14 protein-coding genes are annotated in these 14,743 nt (G+C 28.8%); all 14 read left to right on the top strand.

The genetic code is table 11. The features are described from left to right. On the top strand, positions 1-678 hold a 678-nt coding region (locus tag ETU10_RS11210; protein ID WP_221410388.1), incomplete at its 5' end, for a phage baseplate assembly protein V. Between the two features lie 23 nt (positions 679-701). Then, positions 702-1,673, top strand: a complete 972-nt coding sequence (locus ETU10_RS11085; protein ID WP_146292879.1) for a hypothetical protein — start codon at positions 702-704, stop codon at positions 1,671-1,673. Between the two features lie 3 nt (positions 1,674-1,676). Then, entirely contained in the window at positions 1,677-3,209 is a 1,533-nt protein-coding gene (locus ETU10_RS11080; RefSeq protein WP_146312297.1) for a hypothetical protein, read from the top strand. A gap of 6 nt (positions 3,210-3,215) precedes the next feature. Further along, positions 3,216-3,464: a hypothetical protein gene (locus tag ETU10_RS11075; protein WP_146262712.1), complete on the top strand. Its 249-nt coding sequence runs from the start codon at positions 3,216-3,218 to the stop codon at positions 3,462-3,464. Continuing rightward, positions 3,464-4,006: an HD domain-containing protein gene (locus ETU10_RS11070; RefSeq protein WP_146312295.1), complete on the top strand. Its 543-nt coding sequence runs from the start codon at positions 3,464-3,466 to the stop codon at positions 4,004-4,006. The genes ETU10_RS11075 and ETU10_RS11070 overlap by 1 nt, the downstream gene beginning before the upstream one ends. Before the next feature lie 504 nt (positions 4,007-4,510). After that, positions 4,511-4,819, top strand: coding sequence for an immunity protein Tsi6 family protein (locus ETU10_RS11065; RefSeq protein WP_146312293.1), 309 nt, complete (start codon positions 4,511-4,513; stop codon positions 4,817-4,819). Between the two features lie 525 nt (positions 4,820-5,344). Then, a complete protein-coding gene (locus tag ETU10_RS11060; RefSeq protein WP_146312291.1) occupies positions 5,345-6,301 on the top strand; it encodes a site-specific integrase in 957 nt (318 codons plus the stop codon). Beyond that, positions 6,253-6,552, top strand: a complete 300-nt coding sequence (locus ETU10_RS11450) for a tyrosine-type recombinase/integrase (protein WP_146312300.1) — start codon at positions 6,253-6,255, stop codon at positions 6,550-6,552. The genes ETU10_RS11060 and ETU10_RS11450 overlap by 49 nt, the downstream gene beginning before the upstream one ends. Positions 6,553-6,896: 344 nt before the next feature. After that, entirely contained in the window at positions 6,897-7,808 is a 912-nt protein-coding gene (locus ETU10_RS11050) for a hypothetical protein (protein WP_146312289.1), read from the top strand. Between the two features lie 17 nt (positions 7,809-7,825). Continuing rightward, positions 7,826-8,293: a DUF4280 domain-containing protein gene (locus tag ETU10_RS11045; RefSeq protein WP_146312287.1), complete on the top strand. Its 468-nt coding sequence runs from the start codon at positions 7,826-7,828 to the stop codon at positions 8,291-8,293. A 78-nt stretch (positions 8,294-8,371) separates the two neighbouring features. Then, on the top strand, positions 8,372-11,266 hold the full coding sequence (locus ETU10_RS11040) for a glycoside hydrolase family protein (RefSeq protein WP_146312285.1): 2,895 nt from the start codon (positions 8,372-8,374) through the stop codon (positions 11,264-11,266). Continuing rightward, positions 11,250-12,221: a hypothetical protein gene (locus ETU10_RS11035; protein ID WP_146312283.1), complete on the top strand. Its 972-nt coding sequence runs from the start codon at positions 11,250-11,252 to the stop codon at positions 12,219-12,221. The genes ETU10_RS11040 and ETU10_RS11035 overlap by 17 nt, the downstream gene beginning before the upstream one ends. A 473-nt stretch (positions 12,222-12,694) precedes the next feature. Beyond that, positions 12,695-13,201, top strand: a complete 507-nt coding sequence (locus ETU10_RS11030) for a hypothetical protein (protein ID WP_146312281.1) — start codon at positions 12,695-12,697, stop codon at positions 13,199-13,201. Between the two features lie 82 nt (positions 13,202-13,283). Then, positions 13,284-14,285 carry a hypothetical protein gene (locus ETU10_RS11025; RefSeq protein WP_146312279.1) on the top strand — a complete coding sequence of 334 codons (1,002 nt, stop codon included), beginning with the start codon at positions 13,284-13,286 and terminating at the stop codon, positions 14,283-14,285. Positions 14,286-14,743: the final 458 nt, after the last annotated feature.

Below are 14,743 nucleotides of genomic sequence, written 5' to 3'. Positions count from 1 at the left end.
GATGAAGACGCCTTTCCAGCCTGTGAAGAACAATCCGCCATCGTCACCGATAACAACGACCCTGAGGGCATGAGCCGTATACGAGTACAATTCCCATGGCAGAAAGCCTATGGAGGACAAAGCCCCTGGATCCGCTCCATCACCCCATATGCCGGTAGCGGAAAAGGAATGCATGTAGTACCCGAGATAGGCGAAGAAGTAATCGTAAGCTTTGAGAACGGGAACGCAGAAAAACCCGTAAGCCTAGGCGCTATGTTTAACGGAAAAGGAAAATCCGGACATGGGGGAGCCGGGAATTTTATCAAAGGTTTACAAACCCCAACCGGAAACAAGATACAATTTAATGATAAAGAAGGAAGCGCTTTACTCACCGATAATGGAGGAGCTAGTATGAAGTTTGACGGGGCTGGGAATGCAGTAACTAATGCTGCTGTTACTCATATAATTAATGTAGGTGGAAAGGATAATGATGCAGGGCCTTCAAATGTAACCATGGATCAGAGTGGAAATATAACCATAAAAGGAGATGCTAATGTTACCATTATAACAGGAAATTCTATGATAGAATTAACTCCGGATAAAATATCTCTTTCTGCTTCGGAAATAAATATTAATGGTGAAAAGATTGAAGTTAAAGGCCCGGGACAGTGGCAAGGTGGAAAAATAAAAATTAATTAATCCTCTTTTTAAAATCAATGACTATGAGTGAAAAATTTAATTTTTTTTTAGAGGATGATGAGAAACCTTCTGATTTTAAGAAATTAACCCGTCAGCTACAAGAAGAATTCAAACAAAAACAAAGAGAAGAAAAAAAAGAAAAAGATGAAATAAAAGCCAAGGCTTTAAAAAGATTTGGATTTAGAAAGAAGGGAATTCAAAAATACCAAGTGCGATTAGAAGGAGAAATGCAAGTCAATAGCATGAACGTAAAAACAGTTGTAGAAAATAAATATATACTACAGGTAAAAGAAATTTATGAAAATTCTGTACTTATAGATTTGGTAAGCTACGATAAAGAAATGGTAGAAACTTCTAATCCTACCTTTAAAGAAATGTTTATGGTAACTCGTCAACTGGAAAAATTATACGATGAATTTACAGCAAGAGTTTCCCATGAAGGAGAAATATTGGAAATAAAAAATTTATCTGCTTTACAAGAAAAATGGCTAAGAATAAAAAAAGAATTGGTGCCTTATTTTAATGAAGGAACCAATATTGAGGAATTTTTTTCTTTGAATGACCAAACGATGAAATCACCGGATATATGGAAGCAATTACTTAATGAACAAGAATTTTTATTTTTATTTTTCAAATTAGCCGGTTATGGAAAAAAGCTTAATTTTTCTGATACATTGGTAAAAGAAAATGCATATCGCAGCGGAAAAATAGCTTGGGATATTCAAGGTTATACACCAATTGAATTTTTTTCGGAAGTTTTAAATTTAAGTATTTCCGGAAGTTTTAAGCCATCTACAGGCTGGTTAGATAAAGCCTATGGAAAAATGCCCTTTATGAATGAGATAAGTTTTCAACCGTCTTATCAATTGCAGGCAGATTATCAGATAGATTCTGAAAGTGGATTTATACGGAAAGCTCATGTTTATTGGGAAGAAATCGCACATCCCTCTTTGGTTTTCCATAAAATGAAATTTACTATAACCCAAATATCTTAAACAATGGCAAATGAAATTTTTAATGAAAGCCATTATTTTATGTGCGAAGGAGGCTTAAAACCGGCATCCTTAAAGACCAGCCAAGAAAATGTTCTCCTTGAAAATAACAAATATTACCTTACCGAATACAGCTTAAAGTGCAAAGGGATAGATTTTTCCTGCAGATGGGTAGCTTTATTGGTAGCTATTATTGCAGCTGCCATCGCTTTGCTTATGTCCTGCCCGGCGGGTTGGGTATTGTTGGCAGCCATAGCCGGAGCTGCCGGAGGCGCTCTATTAGCCGGGAAAATATGCGGAGATAAGGCCGCTATCGTTAGAGTTTGGTTAGTAATAAAAGACGACGTTGTTTTTGGAGAGCATAAAGCCGTATCTAACCATAAACCTCAGCATTTAAATTGCAGAGCCTTTGGTTATAATATTGTTTATAAACCCAATGTAACTAGTGAATTTGAAGCTATTTGTATTTTTGGTGGAAATGTATTAATGACTGGTTTGGAAGCTTTTATGTATGTATATGCCTTTAGGGGCGGGGGAACTTTACTAACCAAACCCATGACTTTTTTCCGTAATTTCGGAGTTAATTATCTAAAGACTATTTCTAAATACGGAATGTTAGGAAGAGGTATTTTTGGAGCTTGGGGAGGAGCCAATGCTTACTATATGTCCGATACGGAAGGTTTTAATGCCAATGAAGTAGCCAAAGCTTCTGCACAAAGTTTTTTCTTTGCAGAAACAGCAGCTTATCATGCAGTAACCGAAAGAGATCCTCAAAGTATTGCCTTGCTTTTAAGCATGGGAGGAATTCCTGCAGGAGGAAAAACTGGGCAAAGAAACTCTTTAGGAATGGAAAAGGTAGCAGATGCTACCAAAGCCGATTTAGCAAATTCTGTAGAAGGGGTTAAAAATAATATGCGCTCTGCTGTTCATAAAGCCATAGAATTTAGGGATAAACTAAGGGCTCAAAAAAAGGGAGATGGTGCTTTTGAAAAGAGTGCAGAACAAATAAAAGCAGAGGAACTTATAGATCAAGCTAAAATAGCTGAAGCTGAACTTACAGATTTACTTATAAAGCTGGCAGAAGAAAATGAAGGAAAAATGGAAGGACTTGATTTTAGATTGAAATCTGTTGAGTCTTTAACTAGAAAACTACAAACTGATGGACTTAATGCTGAAATGAAAGATGTCCTTCGCTATACAACCATATTTGAAAACTCAAAATTAACTTCTAGAACAAAAACAATGTTAGATGCCTTAAAACAGAATGGATATAAAGAAGTAGCCATAAAAAACACTTTTAAAGATGGAGCTATTTATAAAGGTATAAATACTAATTTTGAGACACCAAATGGACAAGTTTTTGAACTTCAATTTCATACACCTGAAAGTTTTAATGTGAAGCAAAATATTAATCATATTTTATATGAGGAAGCAAGATTACCTAGCACAGAAGTAGCTAGACAAATAGAATTAAAAAATATAATGATTGAAAATTCATCTAAGATACCTAATCCACAAGGGGTTTCTAGTATAAAATAAAAGCTTATGATAGATTATAATTATATATACTATAAGAAAAATATTAATGGTGAGGATACATTATTTAGGATACCTAAAAATGGAATTAAATTCCATGAGCAAATTCAAAATATACAAGTTTTAGATAAAAAAAAGTGGACAACAAATCATTTAAAAATTACTTCTTTCTTGAATGATTATATGACAGGATGGATAGATGAAGATGATTATTTATCTTCAGAAGAAGTACAAAGAATATTAAATGAAAATATGTAATGAATTATTATCAATTAGTTCAGGATGCCAGACAGTTTTCTATACTAGCCCATAAAGAACAAAAATATGGTGCTTATCCCTACGATATTCATCTAGGTCACGTAGTTGAAGTATTAATAAGAAACGCTGTTGGTTTTTATTCCGAAGAAGATTATACATTATTAGCTGTTGCTTGGTTGCATGACATCTTAGAAGATACTAATACATCTAAAGAGCAGCTTAATATTAGATTTAATATTAATATTGCCGAAATAGTTTATGCTTTAACAGATGGAAAAGGAAATACAAGAAAAGAAAAGAAAGAAGAAGTATATAAAAAAATAATTTATAATCAGGAAGCAATAATAGTAAAGTTAGCAGATAGAATAGCTAATGTTGAATTTAGTTTAATTCATGGCAACATAGAGAAAATAAAAAAATATTATACAGAACAAAAAGATTTAGAAAATTATATTAAACCTAATATTAGCACAAATTTAGGTAAGATATTATTTGAATATTTAGAAAAAATTTTCACCAATAATATCTATTTAATTAAATGAAAAAAAGTTTATATATTTTTTAAATTGAATTATGAATTTATCTTAAAATAAAACAATACATATAGCATAAAAATATAAATAACATTATCCTGAATTAATAGAACGTCAAATTAAATCTCATATTTCAGGAATAGATTTCTCTAAACCCGTATAAATAATTGAAATAAGTAAGGGCACAGAATTAATACAATATACTAAAGTAAATACAAAAGGCACATTACTGAGAGGAGATTATTATACAGATAATCCATCCAATACTCCAAGTCAATTAGGAGTTTCAGATACTTATAATGTAAGGGATTCTAATAATGGGTGGAAACAAACACAGGAAGTAAGGGAAGTAGTAAAAGAAATCTCTACATTACCAAAAGATGCGGAAGGATTAAAAAGTACAGCGGCAAAAATAGAAGATACATGGTCTAGAATAGATGAAAATGGAAATCCACTTCCTATTTCTACAGAAGGAGGAGGAAGTCAAATTTATATACCTAAAAGTCAAATAAAATGAATTACAAAGAAGTCAATACTAAAAAAGAGTATAATTTACTTATTCTAAAAGTGAAAAAGGAAACAGAAAAATTATTTTATAAATATCCAGAAATAACTATATATAAAATAATATTAGATCAAATTATAGATATAATAAGTTCATTAAAATCAAATAAAAAATTTACAGATAATGAAATATATAAAAGATATAATCTGGGTGCCATAGCTGTGAAAAATTTTGATTGTGATGAAGATTTATATGGTAGAGAGCTACAAGATATATTTGGAGGATTGTTTGATTATCATCAAATGCCTGATAAATAAATGAATTTTTAATAATATATATTTATGGTGAATTTTAAAGCAAAGATTAATTTTTTTGCTTTTTTACTTAAAAACAGAAAGTATAATCAAATTAAAAATGTAAAAAATCTACACATAACAAAACATACGGTTTTGGAGAAATACAACCTGGTTTATATAAATTGTATCTGGAAGGAGTTTTTTCTAATATTTAAGAATTAAGTATTAGCCATACATTTTAATTAGTATGCATATAGGAGTAGATAAAACTTTACTTAATATAAGTGCGTGAAATTGATTTCATAAAAAAAGGTTATAACTGATATTAGTTATAACCTTCTGATATTAAAGCTCCTCCTGCTGGGCTTGAACCAGCGACCCTCTGATTAACAGTCAGTGCTTTAATTTATCTTTTAACTTCTTTTAATTTCATATTATTTATGAATCAGCCACTTATGAAAAAATAATATCTTTTATTTTTATTTTATTTCTTATTTTATCTAAAATTGTTGTATCTATGTTGTACCTGAAAAATAATTTTAAATTATGGCTACTATAAAAATAATCCAAAGAACTAAATCCTTATCTAATGGTCTATATCCAATATATTTAAGGATCACCAAAGATAGGAAATCTAAATTTATATCACTTAATTTATCTTGTGAAAAATCTCAATGGAATGATACTAAAGAAGAATTTAGAAAGAACTATTCCAATTATAAGTCATTAAATAATGCTCTGGTTCAAATTAAAAATAGAGCAGAAAGTATTTTTACCGAATCTATTTCTAATGGAGAAGATATTACACTTGATGAGTTTGAAGCCTTATTTTTAGAGTATAAAAAGGATAAAAAAATATCAGTCAATGTGTTTTGGGAAGATTATATACAAGATTTATTAAAGTCTGGAAGAACAGGGAATGCTCGTTTTAACAAGGATTCTAAAATTAGTTTCTTCAAGTTTTATAAAAGTAAAATATTATATTTTAAGGATATAACTGCTGAACTGTTAACCCAGTATGAAGTGTATTTAAGAACTAATAATAATTCTAATAGTGGTATAGCTGTAAAGATGAGGGCACTAAGAGCTTTATATAATCATGCTATTGTCAAAGGATATGCAAAAAAAGAAAATTATCCTTTTGATAATTACAAAATTTCTAAGCTAAAGGGAGGAAATAACAAACGTGCTTTATCTCTGGATAGTATTAAAAAAATAACGGAAATGAATATAACCCAATATCCTAATTTAGTAGACACTAAAAATTATTTCTTATTTAGTTATTATACAGGAGGAATGAATTTTTATGATATGATGAATCTACAATGGAATGATGTAAAGGAAGATAGAATTGTATATATCCGGAGAAAGACAAAAGGTAATTTTACAATCAAAATATTACCTCCAGTAAGAAATATATTAGATTATTACAAAGCTCAAGATAGAAAAACAAAATATGTATTTCCTATATTATTGAAAGAGGGATTAACCCTATACAGGTAGAATACAGAAAAGATAAAACTTTAAAAAAATACAATAAGGATTTAAAGCTGATAGCTCAAGTATGCGAAATCAACGAAACTATTACTTCTTATGTTGCCAGACACAGTTTTGCTACTAATTTAAAGCAAAAGGGAGTTTCTACAGATATAATATCAGAAGCTTTAGGACATCAAAATTTAGCTGTTACTCAAGCTTACCTCAAAGAATTGGAAAATGATGTTATTGATGATGCTATGGAAAAACTTTTATAAAAGTGCTAAAGTGCTTTTTTTAATTTAAATTTTTTATTTTCAAAAAAAGAGATTTTAGATAGGTATACTCAGAAATTATTAATATAGTTCAAGAAGTTTTTTATAAATATCTGATTTACTATTAAGAAAAAAACATATTTTATTCTAATGGTAATTATCATTGGTTTTTAATTTGATTAAGACCATCCTATAGACATATAGGATGGATTTTTATACCATAAAAACTACCTAACAGAAATAAAATCGCAACCAATCCACCCATTAATACTAAAATAAAAATAAATTTTATCCAAAAAAGAACAAAAATACCTACATTTGAAGAGTTATTTGTTAAACTTATTACTATGGAAGATATCCCTTTATTTTTCACTCCTTCCCCAGAAAATTCTCTACCCCAACTAAGGGCAAAATTTTCCTCCTTGTATCATGAATATCAAGTAGTATTAGAAATAGAAAAAAATAAACAAAAAACAACCCTTCAATACCAAGCAGGAGTAAAATACCAAAAATCTTCAGGAACTAATGCTCCCATAATCAGCATACAAAAACTAACCAAAACCTTTATAAACAAAGTAGAACCCGATACCCTAACAGAACAAATATCCGAGCTGGCAGGAAGCATATTCCAACCACTATGGGTAGAAATAAGCCCCCGAGGAGAAATATCACAACTAATAAATTACCAATCCATCCTTTCAAAATGGGAAGAAGTAAAAGAAGAATTGCTAAAAAATTATGCAGGTTCCGTTATAAACAGTTACATACAACACATTAATAACACCATAAACACTTCCGATTTACTCCTTGAGAAACTAAAAAATGATTGGTTTTTATCCCTGTATACCGTTCCTATATATAGTACTTATTCCACCCCAGCAGAAAAAGAAAAATGGATATTTCCCTCCCTATTAAAAGGAGTAGACAAAAAAGAATACAGCCTTACCAAAAGATCAGAGAACCCTAACGATACCCAAAACTCCCCCTTAGTACTGATAGAATCCATAGATAAACCGGAGGAATTTTCCGCTATCTATACCTTAGATTCCCAAACCAAGTTAATAAAAAAGATAGAAGTAGTAATCATAGAAGAACAAGGCTATTCCCTGAAAGCAGAAATAGAAGTTCTGAAAATACATAAAAAAGAAAAAACAGAAAGTACCTTACCTAAAGCTAATAAAGCAAGCTTTAACGAAGAAAAAGAATGGCAAAAATATCTAAGAAAGAAAAAAGGATTTTTCGGACGTTTATTTGAATAACCCAAAACTAAAAACCCATGAGTCGTAAATACTTTGTATGCCAAGGAGCTGTATGCCAATGTAACTTTGGATCTACCACCGATAAACTAAAAGTTAAAACCCATACCTCCGTGTACCTAAACGAAGAACAAGGAAATAAAAAACCAGCAGCCACCACCAAAGAACTAGGACAAACCTTTCAAAACAATAGCTTTGGCAGTTGTTCCAAAAAAAATAACAATCCCTGTACCGTTAACGTAACCCAGTGGAAAGATTACAAAGACAACCAAAAAATAGTAGAAAATGATTCCTGGCTTCTATTAGAAGACAGTACAGCCACCTGTCCCATAGGAGGAAGCGGATGCATAAGAATTATCCACCATGGACAAGTAACCGATGTACATTCCCATCATTTTGAAAAATCAGACGAAACAGTACTTCAGCAATTAATGCCCCTGACAGATACCAACGAAATAACCAATGATACCGAAGATTGGGTAGAATAAACCAAAAGTAAGAATTTATGAAGTTGGAATAAAGAACTTAAAAAAAGCATTCCTAAAAAAAGCTAAATTTGAAACACAATGCCTGAATACGTTTACATAAGCCATAAAGTAAAAAAAGGAGAAACCCTTTGGAGGATTGCTCGGGAGTATAAAGTAGAAGAGCACCAAATCGTACAAGCAAATCCCGCTATAAAGATTATACCAAGAGGAAAAGGAAAATACGAAATAGCCAACCTCAAAGAAGGTCAAATCCTTAGAATACCCCAAGAAAAAAAAGAAGAAAAAAGAGGAGTAAAAACCATTACAGGAAATACCAACCCTCAAGCAGGACAAAAAGAAAAATACAGAGTTACCGAATGGTTCCCAGGAACCCCTCTAACCATGAAAAACCCTGCCAAAGTAAAATGGGCAGTTTATTACAAAGAAAAAGGAAAATACATCCAAAAAATCAAAAAAAATACCGGAGAATTTACCTTTCACGAACAAGCCTTAGGTAAAGATATTAAAATAGTAGGCTATTTATATACTCCGGAACTCAATAATAACAGTGCCTTAACCATAAAAGTTGCTTCTACAGGAAAATATTCCCTAACCTCCGTACAACTATACGACATAACCAAAACCACTCCCTTACCACAAAATGCCAAACTAAAACTGGGTCAGACCCTGTATGTAGTAGCACAAACTACCCATAGCGTAGGGAAGATGGTAGAATTTAGCTTACTAAAAAAAGAAATTAAACTGGGAAAAGAAGAATATACCATCATAAGCCAAACCAAAAATAAAGTAAGTACCAAAGGAACTGCAACTACCTACTTTCCATTAAATGATTACCGGCTTTTAATCGATATAAATAAGAAACACCATTACAAAGTACTCGTACAACTAGAAAATACCAACAGTGCCTTCCAGCAGGAGGTAGAAATAGAAAAAAATACACCCAACACAGAAACCAAAAAACAACCCCAAAAGCCACAAGAAAAACAAGAAAATAAAAAAGAAGAAGACAGTCTTCTTTACCAGGGAACTGCCTTATTAAAAAAAGGTTGGCATAAGGCAAAAGAAACCTACAAAGTACTAACTACTTCAGAAGATCCGCAGATAGAGAAAGTAAGTTTGTATATACCCGAAAATAAAACCCAAGTATCCTATGGAGAATTTTTAAAATTAAAAATAGAAGGAAAATACCTAAAAGACCAAAGTGTGGAATATACGGTCTATGAAGATGATGCTCCCATGAGAGATGAGTTAGATAGCGGAATTGTATTAATGAAGGGGGATGTGCAGGAATTGGATATACAGTTAACCAAAGAAATGCGAGAAAAGGGAGGAACCAGTTGGTTGGAACTGGCAGATGGAAAACATGAAATTTATGTATCGGTAAGGTTAAAGGGAAAGATACTTGCCAAGAGTACAGGAATTATTGAGGTGGATGCCACAGATATTAAGATGGAACCTATACCGGGAAATAGACCGGTTACTACAGGACAACCTGAAAAGTTGGAGGAAGGATGTAATGGTAAATACTGTATAAAGAAAGGAGATAAAAATGAATTAATACGAGAAATTAATATACGATTAGCCGGATTTGGAGGGAATGTTCCTACTGATGAGTTTACGGATAGGACGGAAAAGATGATAAAACAGTTCCAAAGGGATTATATGAAGGTTGCAGAAACAGGCAAAATATGCGGAAATGTTCTAAAAGCTATTGATGATTTTTCTTCTAAGTATGATATTTCTTCAACTGTTTGGAAACAATTAAAATGTAGTTGTACTACAAAAGGGCAACAAACAATAAGTAAAATTAGAGGATTAAAAGAATTAAATAAATGTGAAGGATTTGGAGATGGAACAGGGAATGATACAGAACCAGAAAAATATAATAAATATGAATACCCAGGTATTCATCGTTCACTTCTTTTTGGATTAAAAGCATTATTTTTTTATTTTAATCAACAAAATGACTATAGTTTTGGACTTATTAGCTCAGGGTATCGATGCCGATTTAAAAACTATAAAACTACGAATCATCAAGGCAAGGCTATAGATATTCAATTTAATAAAGGAACTTGGCAAATAAGAAGTCAACTATATAAAAATATAGCACCCTTAAAGGATATAAGAAGTAAATTTTTTGAAAAATACTTAAATGCTAAAACAAGTTGGACAGATAAAAACTATTTTAGTTTAGAGCCTATAGGCTTGAATAAAGATAATACTAAAATAGATAGTAACCATACTTATAGTTGGATACACATGGATGTTAGAGAGTTTAATAAAAAATATTTAGAAAATAAATATTTTGCAAAAAAATCAATAGAATTAAATAAAAAGAGTATAATAGACTTAGCTAAAGAATTAGGATTTACTAATACTTGTAATTGTCTAGCAACAAATAATATAGTAAATAATAAAAAAGAAGAAACAAAAGATAATAGAGTAGATCCTAAAACCCTAAAAGCATCTCAGAAAATAAAGGAATTTATAATATCATTTGAAGGGTTTAAGTCAAAACCATATGATGATATAGAAGGCTATGCTACCATAGGAATAGGTTATTTAATTGCCTATAAAAGTCATACAAAACTAACCCGGGAAGAAGTTGAAAAAACAGAAATAACCTGGGATGAGTTTACTAATGGTATTACAAATGAACGAGCCTTACAATTATTTGAAAAAAAAATAATCAAATACGAAAAAGTTGTTCAAAGGGATATAAAAGTAAATTTATACCAATATGAATTTGATGCTTTAGTAAGTCTAGTATTTAATACAGGAGAGGAATTTCTAAATATAGGTGGTGTAAAAAGAGGAGAAACTAAAATAAAGAAAAATATTAATATGAAAAAGTACTCTGAAGGGGCTGATGAATTTTCTGATGTTACCAATGGAGGAAAGAATGGACTTGTAAATCGACGAAAAAAAGAGATTAATATATTTAAAAATAATATTTATGAAAATAATAAATAAAAAAAAGAAATATTTTAAAATAAAAAATATAATTCTATTTTCTTTACTGATTTTCACTATAAATTGTAAAGGAAATAAATGTCAAGAAAGAGAGCATTTTTTTACTAAAAAAGAAACTTCTGACTCAATTAATAATTGGAAATTTTGTGGAGTAGAAACGTTCAATTCAGATATTGATGATTCTATCTCAATAAAAATGAGAAATTTAAAATTGCATATGACAAAAGATACTCTTTTTATTAATAATAAGTATAAAAATAAAATAAATATTCAAAAAATGGAGGCTCATAAATTTTTTAGAAGTCAATATATTTATGATTATTATACATCTTTCTTAAAAAACAAATATAAGATAAATGCAAGGGATACAGTACAATACATTGAATTAGACTATAATAAAAATGGATATCCAAAAGAATATTTAAAAGATGGATTAGTAGCTATTTTTATGAATAATCATATTTTTTTAGAATATTCAGGATATATATTTTGCTATACTAAGCCAGAATCTAAGGATAATGTAAAATCATTTCCAGTTACTAGTGAATCAATTAAAAATAAATTATATAATATTTATTCATATGATAAAAAATATCTAAATCCAGATTATACTTGTGGTGAAGACTATGTAAAAGGTTATTATTTAGGAAAAAATAATAATAATTATGAAGTATATATTGTGGAAAATTCCTGTGGAGATTTTTATTTTCTAGATTTATTAGTTATCAAAAATAACACAATAATTTCTAAAATAACCATAGATAATGATTCATGGGATGTAGAACAAAGTGAAGTAAATAATATAAAAAATGAAATTGTTACTACATTTAAAATAGATACGAATTATACAATATTCATAAAAACAAAGAAAATTTTAAATAAAAAAACTCAATCCGAGGAAGAAAAAGAATATGAAATAAATAATCAAGGTAAGATTATTAGAATTAAAAAATGAAAAATCTATTAATATGTTTTAGCTGTTTTTTTTGATTTGTTCATGTAAAGCAGAAAAGAAAAAAACAATAGAAGAAAAAAAGAATAATATCGTTTTTAGAAGATTCTATTACAAATAATCTAAATAGAAGTCAGGAATATGGAGTATGGCATTTTTATGATATTTCTGATTATCCTGTTATAGACTTAGAAGGAATAGATAGAGAGAAACTAAAAAAAGAAATAGAAAAATATACTATTAAATTAAATGAAAATCATATTACTATTTCTAACTTCTGCTCTTATATTGAATATGTAAACCTTAGAGAAAAATCATTAAGTTATTTTACAAATCAAGATAATTTAGAAAGATATTTAAATGCTTTATCTAATAAGGGGATTAAGTTTTCAGACAGTATTAATATTATTCGATCTACATTACCAGATGATGAGTGTGATTATCCTTTTGGTGAGATTATTAAAATAAATGACCTTTTGATTGTTTTATATGAAGGATATTTAGTGTTTTTTAGTAAGGAAGTACCATCTGATAATTTCATTAGTGAATATAATAAATTATCTAACATATCCTTACCTACAAATTATGACTTAATAGATTCTATAGAAGACAGCAAATTTATCCCAATACCTGATAAATATAAATATTTTTTAGGATTGGAGTATTTAAGCAATTATAAAGGACTAAAATTACCCATAGTAAATAAAGATATCAAACCTATTTTAATTTCAGCATATCAAGAATCTGGAGAGCAAAATTTATATATCTATAATTTATCTGAAGAAGGTAAAGTATTAGATAAATTAGTATTATTTTCCATTGAAGGAGAAACTGAACAAGGAAATAATATAGGAAATAATACTTTCAATATTGACAAAAATTATAAAATAAAAATTACAAGAACACTTGAAAACGACAAAAAAATTATAAAATATTATCGAATAAATAAAAATGGGAAATTTGAAGAAATTAACAATAAATAATTTCCAAAAACTATTATTAATTATTTATAAACAATACTTAAATTATTCGATAACATAAAAAATAAGTAGCAAAAATAAACTAATGAAACATTTTAAAATAAAAAATATCATCCAAATTTTATTTTTTTTTATAGTTATAAATTGTCAGGGTAATATAGAAAAAAAATCTTTAAATATTAAAGTATCAGATACCTTAATAATAGAAAAAGATACCCCCACAACTACAAATAATAAAATATCTTGGGAACTAATAGATGTAACAAGATTTTTTGATAAACCTATAGAGGATATAGATTTAGAGAATTTTAAAAAAATAAAAATACAGTTTTCAGGAGACACACTAATCTTAGGTGGTAATAAGGCTATTTTCAGTGAAAAGAATTTAGAATCTACTAAATATTTTGGAAAAGGTAGTCTTTATGAATTTTTTACAGAATATATATTAAAAAATTTCAATATAAATATTAAGAATAACGTCCACTTTATAGAACTATCTGATCACGATAATATAAAAAAACCATTTAATTATTACTTTCTAAAAAATGGAGCTATTTATGAAAATAATTATTTATTTTTATATAATTCTGATGATTATGTTTTAGCATTCAAGAAACAAGAGAATAAGAAAAATCTGAGAGATATTTATACAAGTTTAAATACACTCTCATTACCATTAAAATATTCTTTAGAATTTATAGATACACCCAATAAATTTATTTTAATTCCTGAAGAGTATAAATCATTATTAGATTTAAAAAATTTTAATAATGACTTTGAAGGAATAGCCTTACCTAAAACGAAATATAATATAAAACCTTTATTGATTTTAGCTAATGATGCATCAGGACAATCTATACTATACCTATACACTTTATCTGATGATTATAACGTTTTGGATAAATTAGAGCTTTATTATAGTTATGATATAGATGAGGGAAATATTGTCACTACATTTAATATTAATGAAAATTATAAAATTCAAATAAAGAAAACAGAGTATAAAAAAGAAACAGAAAAGATATTAGCAATAAAAAATTATCTAATAAATAGGAGTGGGAAATTTGAAGAAATTAAGAATAAATAATTTCTTAGAAAACTATTATTAATTATTCGATAATATAAAAAATCAGTAGCAAAATAAACTAATGAAATATTTTAAAGTAAAAAATATAATTCTATTTTATTTACTTATTTTCACTATAAACTGTTAAGGGAATAAAAGTCAAGAAAGAGAACCTATTTTTACTAAAAAAAAAATTTTCAGACTCCAAAATTTTTGAAAAGTTAGTGAATTTATGGCTCTCCCTGTATGAAATCCCCCTACCAGTATTAAAGGAAAAACCTCCCCCTGCCACTTATATAGGAAACAAAATAATTTCCAGACAGCATAAAAATTCAAGATGGAAGCTAAATCTTTTTCCTCTAGATTTTTGTTTCTAGGTGGATCTTACTAACTCAAAAATTGAAACAATAGTAGAAATCCGTATAAAACACTAAAAAAATTTCTAAAAATTTTAGTTATCTTCAAAACAGAGAGAGTAA

The organism is Apibacter muscae (assembly GCF_007845595.1).
Lineage (GTDB): Bacteria > Bacteroidota > Bacteroidia > Flavobacteriales > Weeksellaceae > Apibacter > Apibacter muscae.
The sequence above is the reverse complement of the archived record's forward strand: the minus strand, read 5'-3'. Positions and strand labels throughout refer to the sequence as shown.

Excerpts from the sequence above, each read along its gene's own strand:
- ETU10_RS11045 (WP_146312287.1), top strand. The coding sequence starts at position 7,826 with ATGAGTCGTAAATACTTTGTATGCCAAGGAGCTGTATGCCAATGTAAC.
- ETU10_RS11070 (WP_146312295.1), top strand. The coding sequence starts at position 3,464 with ATGAATTATTATCAATTAGTTCAGGATGCCAGACAGTTTTCTATACTA.
- ETU10_RS11085 (WP_146292879.1), top strand. The coding sequence starts at position 702 with ATGAGTGAAAAATTTAATTTTTTTTTAGAGGATGATGAGAAACCTTCT.
- ETU10_RS11075 (WP_146262712.1), top strand. The coding sequence starts at position 3,216 with ATGATAGATTATAATTATATATACTATAAGAAAAATATTAATGGTGAG.
- ETU10_RS11060 (WP_146312291.1), top strand. The coding sequence starts at position 5,345 with ATGGCTACTATAAAAATAATCCAAAGAACTAAATCCTTATCTAATGGT.
- ETU10_RS11065 (WP_146312293.1), top strand. The coding sequence starts at position 4,511 with ATGAATTACAAAGAAGTCAATACTAAAAAAGAGTATAATTTACTTATT.
- ETU10_RS11080 (WP_146312297.1), top strand. The coding sequence starts at position 1,677 with ATGGCAAATGAAATTTTTAATGAAAGCCATTATTTTATGTGCGAAGGA.
- ETU10_RS11035 (WP_146312283.1), top strand. The coding sequence starts at position 11,250 with ATGAAAATAATAAATAAAAAAAAGAAATATTTTAAAATAAAAAATATA.
- ETU10_RS11040 (WP_146312285.1), top strand. The coding sequence starts at position 8,372 with ATGCCTGAATACGTTTACATAAGCCATAAAGTAAAAAAAGGAGAAACC.
- ETU10_RS11050 (WP_146312289.1), top strand. The coding sequence starts at position 6,897 with ATGGAAGATATCCCTTTATTTTTCACTCCTTCCCCAGAAAATTCTCTA.
- ETU10_RS11025 (WP_146312279.1), top strand. The coding sequence starts at position 13,284 with ATGAAACATTTTAAAATAAAAAATATCATCCAAATTTTATTTTTTTTT.